Raw genomic sequence first — 9,555 nt, 5'->3', positions numbered from 1 at the left:
AATACGTTTTCACGGTTTTGGTTCACTTTGAGTTGAGTGTACAGTGCAAATGGCCCGGCTTCTGGCACGATCGCCGTTTGAGCTTGTGACATTGAGGTTTCCTCTATTACTTTGCCCCAGAGTGGGAAGTTATTGTTTTTAATTCTTTGAATGCTGCTGTTCATCGTGCGCCAATTGTGGCACTTGAAAACAGTCTTTTACCCATCTTCCATTTAGAAGATAGATCATAAACCAAGCTAATAAGGTAATGGTAAGGGCGTTTGCCCAATTAAACACTCCATGTTCTAGGTACACATGATACATGGTCTGAGCAAGTTGAATACCGCACAAGATCAAAGTGATCTCGCGACCATAGCGAGTAATTCTGTTTACCCATCCTCTGTCGGGATGACGAAGCCCCATTAACCACATAAGAAGCAAACTTGGAATGCCCACCGCCAAACCTAAATACAACGTACTTGAATATGGGTAAACAATAGCGAGTAGCTTACTGCCACTATCACGACTTACACCAGCCATGGCAAACACCACCCATGAACGCACAAGAAACATCCATCCCACCCATAAAATGATCGGCGCCTTTAAAAATCCATGGGCGTCATATTGGTCAAACGAATAGCGCACAACATCTTCTTCTTTATGTGATAAAAACGTCACTTTAACCTATCGTTTCAGAGTTGCAAGCCAACAAAGATGAGAACTGAAGTTCATTTCAGCACCTTACACAGGTAAACTAAACAAAGATTTACAGCGACGTTGATGAGAAACATGAAAAAAAGAACTCCTGCCACCCCTGTGCCTTCTCAAGAAACTCAAGCCGAAGCGATGAGAATTGCCAAATCCACGCAGAAACCGGGGCAAACCAAAGAGCAAACCAAACTCATCGCTCAAGGTATCGAAAAAGGCATCGCGCAATATAAGAAACAACAAAAAGAGCGCAACCGCCAAGCCGATAAAGCGAAGAAAAAACAGCAACGTGAAAAACAACGTCAGCATGAAGAGATTATCGAACAAGACAATATCACCGACGATGCGCCAAACCATTCATCAAGCAAACTGCCTTGGACACTACTTGTTCTGAGCTGGATTGGCTTTGCTGCTTACATAGTATTGGGGAAATAGCTAATGAAACGCCTGTTACTTGGACTTTTTGTCGTGCTTCTAACGGGTTGCACGATGCCTTCTCACCTTACTCATGCTCAAAGTCAAGATGTTCATATTCGCATTGACGCGCAATTCGACCCTGAGCGATGCGAATACAAAGGCGAAGTCACCGGAAGTGAAGGCCATTGGTATAACTACATTTTCATGACTAATGACGCGATGATGCAAGGCGCGATGAACGATTTAAAAAACAATGCAGCGGCTATCGATGCGGACACCGTTTTTATGGTTTCCCCACAAGATTTTATCACTTCATTTAGCGTACTGGGTTCCGCCTACCGCTGCAATGGATGAGGCCTGAATATGAAAAAAGCCAGCAATTGCTGGCTTATGCACGAAATCCAAGACTGCTAGCGATATCTCTCTCCCGCTCTAGAACCCATTGGCTATCAAAAGGCCCCCAATCTGAAAGTTGATAATAGCCGTCATTATGACGTCGGCCATCTTGAACGAATATGAGTTCAATGCCGATCCCAGGTAACGCCTTGAGTACATCTTGAATAGTACGACGAGGCCACCCCGTTTTTTCGATCAACTTTGGCACATTCGGCCTTTCTAGGTTTTCCACCAACAAGGCCAAATATAGCCGCCTTGCAAAAACAGGACTCAATTCCATTGACACCTCCTAAAATTGTGCTGATTCATTATTTCGTTTTTGCTCAGCGAGGTGTTGCGTTTGATCAATAACTCGACTTTTCCATTTGATTTAGACGAATTTTTATTCGATTTATAGCGCATTCATCGTAAATAAGTTATGTGACATTAGTTATCTCAATCTATCTGAAAATATTTTCCACCGCATTTTGTCAGTTTGATTGCTTCTTGATAGGATGCTTTAACAGCCCAAATCACTTAAGTGCGTCTTAACCGCGCCAGTGAAAAATAGAACAAAGAAAAAGGAAAGACTATGTCGATTACCATGTTTGGTATTCCCAACTGCGATACGATCAAAAAAGCCAAGAAATGGTTAGAAGCCGAGGATATTGCTTACGACTTCCATGACTACCGTAAGCAAGGCATTGATGCAGAAATGGTAAGTGAATTTTGTCGCGCTTTAGGTTGGGAACAGGTGCTCAATAAACGTGGCACAACCTACCGCCAATTAGCGCAAGAGCAGAAAGACACACTTAACGAGGAAAACGCCATCGCTCTTTTGGTAGAAAACCCTGCGATGATTAAACGCCCAATTTTAAAAGTGAATGATCAACTTCATATCGGTTTTAAAGCTGATCAATACGCTAGCATTTTCAACTCTTAAATAAAGGAATACTCAAGGATGACAGACAGTCCAGTATTGGCACTTGCTAAAGATCTGATCAGTAGACAGTCCGTAACGCCGGAAGACGCAGGTTGTCAGGATTTGATGATCGAGCGCTTAAAAGCACTCGGGTTTGAAATTGAAGTGATGGTATTTGAAGACACCACGAACTTCTGGGCTCGACGTGGTTCAGAAGCGCCGCTATTTGCGTTTGCTGGCCACACCGATGTGGTACCAGCTGGCAAATTGGAACACTGGAATACACATCCGTTTGAACCGACCATTATTGATGGTTACTTGCATGGCCGCGGCGCAGCTGACATGAAAGGGTCGCTCGCCGCTATGGTTGTTGCAGTTGAACGCTTTATCGCCGAAAACCCAGATCACAAAGGCTCAATTGGCTTCTTAATTACGTCGGATGAAGAAGGGCCATTTATCAACGGTACCGTTCGCGTTGTAGAAACGTTGATGGAACGTGGTGAGAACATCGATATGTGTATTGTTGGTGAACCATCCAGCACCGAAGTGGTTGGCGATGTAGTGAAAAATGGACGCCGTGGATCCATCACTGGTGATTTAACGGTAAAAGGAACACAAGGCCACGTGGCCTACCCTCACCTAGCCAGCAATCCAGTGCACGAGTCTCTACTCGCGATTCATGAACTCGCGACGACAGAATGGGACAAAGGGAATGATTACTTCCCACCGACCAGTTTCCAGATCCCGAATGTATCGGCTGGCACTGGTGCGTCTAACGTTATTCCTGGCGAGTTCCATGTTCAGTTCAACCTACGTTTTAGTACTGAGCTTAACAATGACGCAATTGTTCAGCGTGTTACCGAAACATTGGACAAGCATGAGCTGGACTACGACCTAAAATGGACATTCAACGGTGACCCATTCCTGACCGATACGGGCGCACTGCTAGACGCGGTTGTAGCTGCTGTGGCCGAAGTCAATGATACGAAGCCAGCGCTACTTACAACTGGCGGTACGTCTGATGGTCGTTTTATTGCTCGAATGGGAGGTCAAGTCGTAGAGTTAGGCCCTGTTAACGCTACGATTCATAAAGTGAACGAGTGTGTGAAAGTCGACGATCTTGAAAAGTTGACGGACATGTACGAAAACACGTTGAAACACCTATTGGCGAAGTAATCAGCGAGAACACAATGACACCAGAGCAACTCACCGGAATCACTGATTCTCATCTTCAATCCACACTAGTGGGGCAAAAGGCATTTATGCTTCACCCTAAAGTAGTCAATGACTTATTGAAGATGATTAATGCCGCAACCGAAGCAGGTTTCAAAATGGAAATCGCCAGTGGTTTTCGTGACTTTAATCGCCAAAAAGCCATCTGGAACGGGAAGTTTTCTGGTGAGTTGCCAATTCTCGACATAAACTCCCGCCCTTTGAATAAAGCAGAGTTAAATGACGAAGAGAAATTGATGGCCATTTTGCGCTGGTCGGCATTGCCCGGAGGAAGTCGTCATCATTGGGGTTGTGATTTTGATGTCTATGCGCGCAATTTATTGCCTGCTGACACCAAACTCAAGTTGGAACCTTGGGAGTATCTTGAAGGCCACCAGCAAGCGTTCTACCAATGGTTAAAAGCCAACCTTGGTCGGTTCGGTTTCTTCTTCCCTTATCAGCATGATTTAGGTGGCGTTTCGATTGAGCCTTGGCACATTAGTCACCGCGCTGTCGGGCAGCAATGCCTCGAGCAGTTGACGCTTGATGTACTCAGAAGCCAGTTGATTAAACAAAATCAGACCGACAACATTGCAGGGATTGACGTCATACTGAATAATTTGGATAACGTCGTTGCCAAATTTATTCACAATATCACGCCGCCGGAGGCTCTATGATAGAAATACTAACCAATCCTTGGGTCATTATTATTGTAGTGTTGAGCGTGGTCATTGGTAATATTGCCGCACTCAAATACACCGCAAAAATGAAGTTTGGTCAGATGGATAAAAGCCGTAAGAACGATTTAGATAAGCTGAACACATTGGATAAACAGCGCTACGCTGAAGAAGATAAAAACAAAAACGAGCCTCGTTAGTTACTCACCAGCTTCATCTCGACACATTTAATCTAAACATCAAAAAAGGGACCACTAGGTCCCTTTTCTATCATTAAGTAAACACGCCGCGTTAAGCTCGCTTTGTTTACTGCTTCACTGTTGCAGCCAATACAGGCGCTAGTGATTTCAAAAACTCTTCTTCTACTGGCTTGCCAGAGGAGTCGGTGATATTGATAGACGTACGGTTGCCTAAATCACCAAGTAAGAATGTGTACTTACCAGCGGCTAACTCCACTGGTTTAACGCCGATATCGTTCCAGAATTCATCATCCGGAGACGCATATTTCGCAGTGATTGTACCCTGAGACTGGCTACGCTCTTCAATCTTAAAGCCCATCTTAGGTAGAATATTAGGCAGACGTTGCCAAAGCATGTTGTATTGCGCACGCGCGATAATCACAGGAAGTCCGCTGCGGTCTTTACCCATTGTGATTGGGATCTGTTTAACCAACTCTTGCGCTTTACGCTGTGCTTCTTCACGCACTTCTTGATCGTAGCGAGCGGTGACCAAGTTCGTCATGAACACATTGTAGCGCTCACGGTTGGTCGCCGTTACTTCTTTCACTTGATTGCCTTCACGCCAGTCAATAAGGCTCACCTTAAAGCCGTGTCGACCGTTTGCTTCAGCGCGTACGATTTCATATCGGCTGCCAATTTCTAGCTCTTCATCTGGCGAATCCCAAGTCACCCACCCTGTCTCGATGCGAGAGTCTGTTTGGCTTTCAACTGGAATCTCGTTAGCCGCGACCATGTTTTGCACCGTTTGCCAAACTTTATCTAGTTCATCTTTACGAAGTAGCCAAAGTGTCACTTCACCATCACTGCTGCGGTCCAAACGTGCACCGGGAATAAGCTCTAAGACTTGTTGAGGTGGACGAATGTCGACATCTTTACCGACACCACCAGCGTAGTTACCCTGAGGGATCTCGTAGTTAGGGTAAAACTGAGGCTGTGCACCCTGTGGGACATTCCACTCACCCAAATTTGGGGAGTTCAAATACTCGAAGTCATCTTTTGCTTGACGACGTTGATTGGCACCACCTGAACAGGCAGTCAATACGAATACAGCTAATGAACTTAACACTAACTGGCTTGAAAGCTTCATCTATACTCCTAAAACACCGAGGGCGCTTTGGCCCCCAGTATGAACTTCAATCCTAGTAACTCAATCTTAATAGCTCAATCTTAATAAATATGGGCGTCTGTTAGCGACTGCTCGACGATCGGCTGCGATTTTTCAGAAAGCGTAGTTAAAGGAAGACGCAAACCACCTTCTTCAATCAAACCAAGCTTTTGCGCTGCCCATTTTACTGGGATAGGGCTTGCTTCGATGAAAAGGTTTTTGTGTAGAGTCATCAAGCGTTGGTTAATCGCTTCTGCTTCTTCGTACTTACCTTCACTTGCCAAATGGAACATGTCTGCCATGTCTTTAGCTGCAATATTGTTCGTTACCGAGATAACACCATTGCCGCCAAGTTTCACAAAATCCAGCCCTGTCGCATCATCGCCACTTAGTAAGATAAAATCTTCGCCACAAAGTTCACGATGAATTGCAATTCGTTCCAAATCGCCCGTTGCATCTTTTAGAGCTACGATATTATCAAGCTTTGACAAGCGTGCCACTGTTTCTGGCTGCATATCAACAGCAGTACGGCCTGGTACGTTGTACAAAATTAGAGGCACATCACTCGCTTCGGCAATTGCCTTGTAATGTAGAAACAAACCCTCTTGAGTTGGTTTGTTGTAATACGGTGTCACACTCAGGAAGCCAGCAATACCAGAATCAGCCAGTAATTTGCTAAATGTTACTGCCTCATGGGTTGCATTTGCACCCGTGCCAGCAATCACAGGGATGCGACCGTCGGCAAACTCAACAGTTTTATTAACGACCTTTACATGCTCTTCAATGGTCAGTGTCGCTGACTCACCTGTTGTGCCTACTGCCACAATACCGTCTGTACCCGCTTCAACGTGGTACTCTACTAGCTTTTGCAGACCGTCAAAGTCTACTTCGCCATCTGCTTTGAATGGCGTAATCAGCGCTACGATACTTCCTGAAAACATGTTTATCTCCCTCATTTAACTCTTTCTGCATGGTACTGTAATGCGATTGAAAAACACAAGAGCGTAAACTCGCTTACAAAGTACAAATGAATGAATAATTATCAGTTGTTAGAGGTCTAGCAACTTAATTGCTCTATTTGGTTTGATTAACGGCAATATTGATAATCGTGTTGGGCTTTCGAGTGACTTTAGAATCTATCAGTGATTTGGAAAATACTGAAGAGCACAAGCAAGGAAAATATACTCTCTGGTCTTGTTAGCCAAGTCAGATCTAAGTGAATAAAACGGCCAGACAATAGGCAAGCACATCATGCAAACGTTTTGTTTATCCTATAGCCTGCATTTACTGTTTATTTCCCACCACTCCCCTCAAGCTCCGACTGCTTTTTTATGGACTAAAAAAGAACTGGCTCGATATTTCTTCGCAATATCTGTGCTAACATCTCTCTATTGAAGAAAGGACAAGAAGCTCATTTATGAAGCAACATCTGGTACTTACAGCAGTTGGAACGGACCGTCCAGGCATTTGTAACCAAGTCGTACAGCTCGTTACTCAAGCTGGTTGTAACATAGTCGATAGCCGTATCGCTATCTTTGGCAGCGAATTTACGCTGATCATGCTCCTGACTGGGAACGCCAGCAGCGTGACTCGAGTTGAAACGCAATTGCCCCTGCTTGGCCAAGAACATGACCTTATTACGATCATGAAACGCACAGCGGCGCACGAACTGCTCGATAACAGCTACACCATGGAAGTGTTTATTGAGTCTGAAGACCGCCCTGGGTTAACTGAAAAATTTACTAAGTTCTTCGCTGATCAGCAGATTGGTTTAGACTCTCTTAGCGCGCAAACCATCAGCAAGTCGAAAATTCAACTCGATTCTGACCAGTTTCACATTGCGATTACTGCATCTGTAAGCGCGGATTTTAATTTGATGCAGTTACAAGAAGACTTCGATGAACTTTGTAAGTCGCTCAACGTACAAGGTTCTCTGAATTTCATTAAAAACACACTATAAAGTAAAGGAAATCAAAATGAATACGCTGACAGCAGGCTCGCCAGCGCCAGCCTTCTCTTTGCTCGACCAAGACGGAAATACCGTTTCTCTTGAAGACTTTAAAGGCAAGAAAGTACTTTTCTACTTTTACCCTAAGGCGATGACGCCGGGTTGTACTACACAAGCAAAAGGCCTTCGTGACATCAAAGCTGAACTCGATGCACATAACGTGGTGGTACTCGGCGTAAGCATCGACCCTGTAAAGCGCCTAGGCAAGTTCATCGAGCGCGATGATTTAAACTTCACTCTGCTTTCTGATGAAGACCATGCCGTTGCTGACCAGTTCGGCGTTTGGGGCGAAAAGAAATTCATGGGCAAAGTATACGACGGTCTTCACCGCATTAGCTTTCTGATCAATGAAGAAGGCGTGATCGAACATGTGTTCAACAAGTTCAAAACCAAAGATCACCACGAAGTCGTATTAAACTACTTAAACGAAAACGCTTAAACGCTATTGTTTTTCTACAAACAAAAAGCCCAGCAAACTGCTGGGCTTTCTTTTAACCATCGTACCTTTGGTAACAACTACTCTTGTTCGACAGGTTCGTTTTCTTCCGTGCTTGGTAATGCATGCCATACGGCTTTGACTAATGTCGCTAAAGGAATGGCGAAGAACACCCCCCAAAAACCCCACAGCCCACCAAAGACTAATACAGCCACAATGATAGCAACTGGGTGTAAGTTTACTGCCTCGGAAAACAGAACAGGAACCAACACATTACCATCCAGCGCCTGGATAATACCGTAAGCAAGCAACAACCAATAAAACGGAGGCGTTAAACCCCATTGGAACAAACCAACGATAGCAACAGGTACAGTAACAGCCGCCGCACCGATATAAGGAATCAAAACCGACAGACCAACGGCTACGGCAAGCAACGCCGAGTAACGAAGATCTAAAAGGGCAAAAGTCACGTAGCTCACACCGCCCACGATTAAAATCTCTAACACTTTACCGCGAATGTAATTTGATATCTGCTCGTTCATTTCATGCCAAACTTTATTCGCCAATTTACGGTTTTTCGGCAGAATACCGCTTGCGATTCGCAGCATTTCTTCTTTGTCTTTAAGCAAAAAGAAGATAAGGAGTGGCACTAAGATCAAATATACCGCTAGCGTTGCAATGCTAACTAATGAAGCAAGCGACCCTTTGACGACACTTTCACCCAGCCCCAGTGCTTGGTTTTTGGCGTTCGTCACCACGGTTTCTACTATTTCTAAATTGGCTAGTTCAGGATGGCGCTCTGGCAATGTGACAATAAACTTTTGTAGCCCGTTGTACATGTTCGGAATATCGTTAATTAGATTACCGACCTGAGTCCAAATCGTCGGAACCAAGCCAAACAACGCAATTAACATTAACCCGACAAAGACCAAGATCACGATAATAACCGACAAAGTGCGCGGCACGCCCATACGACACATTTTGACAACTGGCCATTCAAGTAGATAAGCCAAAACGATCGCGACAAGTAATGGCGCAATCAAGTGTCCAAAGAAGTAAATGGTGATAAAGCCAAACAGCAAGATCGCGACGAGACTTACTGCGTGAGGGTCAGAGAAACGTCGTTTATACCAACGACTAACCATTTCAAACATCTTATGCGGATTCCTTATTGAAGACAGTCAATGTGTAGTGCTCTGATGTAGATTGGCAATCAACCGAGTACCCTTGGGCACTAAGATAGTTCACAATGTCTCGTTTAGAGCTGTTGTCCACTACTTGAATGACAAGTTGATGATACTGCTTTGCTTCTCCTTGAAAGACCTCAGCAGCATGACGCTTTGCAAGTAACAGTGCCATAGGACAACGTTGCTCACGCAAATCAAGTAACATGGATTCCATTGTATTGCTCTGCACTTATGATAGGGTTGTATTGTAACGGCTTTTTGAGCTGGTGCTAGCACTTCTGACATGATTT

The 9,555-nt window shown here is 44.6% G+C and carries 14 protein-coding genes and 1 pseudogene; 8 read left to right on the top strand and 7 right to left on the bottom strand.

The features are described from left to right. Together R7041_RS21465 and R7041_RS21460 are read right to left on the bottom strand one after the other, a co-directional pair. A pseudogene (locus tag R7041_RS21465) lies at positions 1–92 on the bottom strand (deferrochelatase); the annotation flags it as partial. A gap of 46 nt (positions 93–138) precedes the next feature. Next, positions 139–624: a DUF2919 domain-containing protein gene (locus R7041_RS21460; protein ID WP_206949415.1), complete on the bottom strand. Its 486-nt coding sequence runs from the start codon at positions 622–624 to the stop codon at positions 139–141. Between the two features lie 144 nt (positions 625–768). Between R7041_RS21460 and R7041_RS21455 the strand changes: the two genes are divergently transcribed. Together R7041_RS21455 and R7041_RS21450 are read left to right on the top strand one after the other, a co-directional pair. After that, a complete protein-coding gene (locus tag R7041_RS21455) occupies positions 769–1,122 on the top strand; it encodes a DUF2956 domain-containing protein (protein ID WP_005380437.1) in 354 nt (117 codons plus the stop codon). Positions 1,123–1,125: 3 nt separating this feature from the next. Further along, positions 1,126–1,458, top strand: a complete 333-nt coding sequence (locus tag R7041_RS21450) for a DUF4156 domain-containing protein (protein WP_005380435.1) — start codon at positions 1,126–1,128, stop codon at positions 1,456–1,458. Positions 1,459–1,492: 34 nt separating this feature from the next. Here the strand turns inward: R7041_RS21450 and R7041_RS21445 are convergent, their stop codons facing one another. Then, the gene (locus R7041_RS21445) at positions 1,493–1,780 is read right to left on the bottom strand and encodes a winged helix-turn-helix domain-containing protein (RefSeq protein ID WP_005380433.1); all 288 of its coding nucleotides are present in this window, start codon (positions 1,778–1,780) and stop codon (positions 1,493–1,495) included. A 291-nt stretch (positions 1,781–2,071) separates the two neighbouring features. Here R7041_RS21445 and R7041_RS21440 point away from each other — a divergent pair, with 291 nt between their 5' ends. The 4 genes from R7041_RS21440 to R7041_RS21425 are packed head-to-tail and all read left to right on the top strand — an operon-like array spanning position 2,072 to position 4,490. After that, positions 2,072–2,422 (top strand): ArsC family reductase, encoded by a 351-nt coding sequence (locus R7041_RS21440; RefSeq protein ID WP_005380431.1) that lies wholly within the window; start codon positions 2,072–2,074, stop codon positions 2,420–2,422. Positions 2,423–2,440: 18 nt separating this feature from the next. Then, positions 2,441–3,577: a succinyl-diaminopimelate desuccinylase gene (dapE, locus tag R7041_RS21435; protein ID WP_017820820.1), complete on the top strand. Its 1,137-nt coding sequence runs from the start codon at positions 2,441–2,443 to the stop codon at positions 3,575–3,577. Between the two features lie 14 nt (positions 3,578–3,591). Continuing rightward, positions 3,592–4,290 (top strand): M15 family metallopeptidase, encoded by a 699-nt coding sequence (locus R7041_RS21430; protein WP_025768261.1) that lies wholly within the window; start codon positions 3,592–3,594, stop codon positions 4,288–4,290. Beyond that, positions 4,287–4,490: a DUF2897 family protein gene (locus R7041_RS21425; protein WP_005380425.1), complete on the top strand. Its 204-nt coding sequence runs from the start codon at positions 4,287–4,289 to the stop codon at positions 4,488–4,490. The genes R7041_RS21430 and R7041_RS21425 overlap by 4 nt, the downstream gene beginning before the upstream one ends. Positions 4,491–4,596: 106 nt before the next feature. Here R7041_RS21425 and bamC read toward each other — a convergent pair whose 3' ends face one another. Both bamC and dapA read right to left on the bottom strand, forming a co-directional pair. Then, complete coding sequence (gene bamC / locus R7041_RS21420; protein ID WP_005380424.1) at positions 4,597–5,616, bottom strand: outer membrane protein assembly factor BamC; 1,020 nt, start codon at positions 5,614–5,616, stop codon at positions 4,597–4,599. 80 nt (positions 5,617–5,696) lie between these two features. Then, positions 5,697–6,575, bottom strand: a complete 879-nt coding sequence (gene dapA / locus R7041_RS21415) for a 4-hydroxy-tetrahydrodipicolinate synthase (protein ID WP_047102853.1) — start codon at positions 6,573–6,575, stop codon at positions 5,697–5,699. Between the two features lie 476 nt (positions 6,576–7,051). On the opposite strand from dapA, the gene R7041_RS21410 reads away from it, so the two are divergent. Together R7041_RS21410 and bcp are read left to right on the top strand one after the other, a co-directional pair. Further along, complete coding sequence (locus R7041_RS21410; protein WP_005380420.1) at positions 7,052–7,594, top strand: glycine cleavage system protein R; 543 nt, start codon at positions 7,052–7,054, stop codon at positions 7,592–7,594. A 16-nt stretch (positions 7,595–7,610) separates the two neighbouring features. Continuing rightward, positions 7,611–8,081, top strand: coding sequence for a thioredoxin-dependent thiol peroxidase (bcp, locus tag R7041_RS21405; RefSeq protein WP_005380418.1), 471 nt, complete (start codon positions 7,611–7,613; stop codon positions 8,079–8,081). 77 nt (positions 8,082–8,158) lie between these two features. Here the strand turns inward: bcp and R7041_RS21400 are convergent, their stop codons facing one another. Together R7041_RS21400 and R7041_RS21395 are read right to left on the bottom strand one after the other, a co-directional pair. Beyond that, complete coding sequence (locus R7041_RS21400) at positions 8,159–9,232, bottom strand: AI-2E family transporter (RefSeq protein ID WP_005389843.1); 1,074 nt, start codon at positions 9,230–9,232, stop codon at positions 8,159–8,161. A gap of 1 nt (position 9,233) precedes the next feature. Then, positions 9,234–9,470, bottom strand: a complete 237-nt coding sequence (locus R7041_RS21395; protein ID WP_005380414.1) for a sulfurtransferase TusA family protein — start codon at positions 9,468–9,470, stop codon at positions 9,234–9,236. Positions 9,471–9,555 lie beyond the last annotated feature (85 nt).

Source organism: Vibrio sp. 1751 (genome assembly GCF_033339895.1).
In the GTDB taxonomy this organism is placed as follows: Bacteria; Pseudomonadota; Gammaproteobacteria; order Enterobacterales; family Vibrionaceae; genus Vibrio; species Vibrio alginolyticus.
Note: the sequence above shows the minus strand (reverse complement) of the source record. Positions and strands in the feature narration are given on the sequence as shown.

Coding starts and splice junctions, on each gene's coding strand:
- R7041_RS21395 (WP_005380414.1), bottom strand. CDS start 9,470: ATGTTACTTGATTTGCGTGAGCAACGTTGTCCTATGGCACTGTTACTT.
- R7041_RS21400 (WP_005389843.1), bottom strand. CDS start 9,232: ATGTTTGAAATGGTTAGTCGTTGGTATAAACGACGTTTCTCTGACCCT.
- R7041_RS21440 (WP_005380431.1), top strand. CDS start 2,072: ATGTCGATTACCATGTTTGGTATTCCCAACTGCGATACGATCAAAAAA.
- R7041_RS21445 (WP_005380433.1), bottom strand. CDS start 1,780: ATGGAATTGAGTCCTGTTTTTGCAAGGCGGCTATATTTGGCCTTGTTG.
- R7041_RS21450 (WP_005380435.1), top strand. CDS start 1,126: ATGAAACGCCTGTTACTTGGACTTTTTGTCGTGCTTCTAACGGGTTGC.
- dapE (WP_017820820.1), top strand. CDS start 2,441: ATGACAGACAGTCCAGTATTGGCACTTGCTAAAGATCTGATCAGTAGA.
- R7041_RS21430 (WP_025768261.1), top strand. CDS start 3,592: ATGACACCAGAGCAACTCACCGGAATCACTGATTCTCATCTTCAATCC.
- R7041_RS21455 (WP_005380437.1), top strand. CDS start 769: ATGAAAAAAAGAACTCCTGCCACCCCTGTGCCTTCTCAAGAAACTCAA.
- R7041_RS21410 (WP_005380420.1), top strand. CDS start 7,052: ATGAAGCAACATCTGGTACTTACAGCAGTTGGAACGGACCGTCCAGGC.
- R7041_RS21425 (WP_005380425.1), top strand. CDS start 4,287: ATGATAGAAATACTAACCAATCCTTGGGTCATTATTATTGTAGTGTTG.
- dapA (WP_047102853.1), bottom strand. CDS start 6,575: ATGTTTTCAGGAAGTATCGTAGCGCTGATTACGCCATTCAAAGCAGAT.
- bcp (WP_005380418.1), top strand. CDS start 7,611: ATGAATACGCTGACAGCAGGCTCGCCAGCGCCAGCCTTCTCTTTGCTC.
- bamC (WP_005380424.1), bottom strand. CDS start 5,616: ATGAAGCTTTCAAGCCAGTTAGTGTTAAGTTCATTAGCTGTATTCGTA.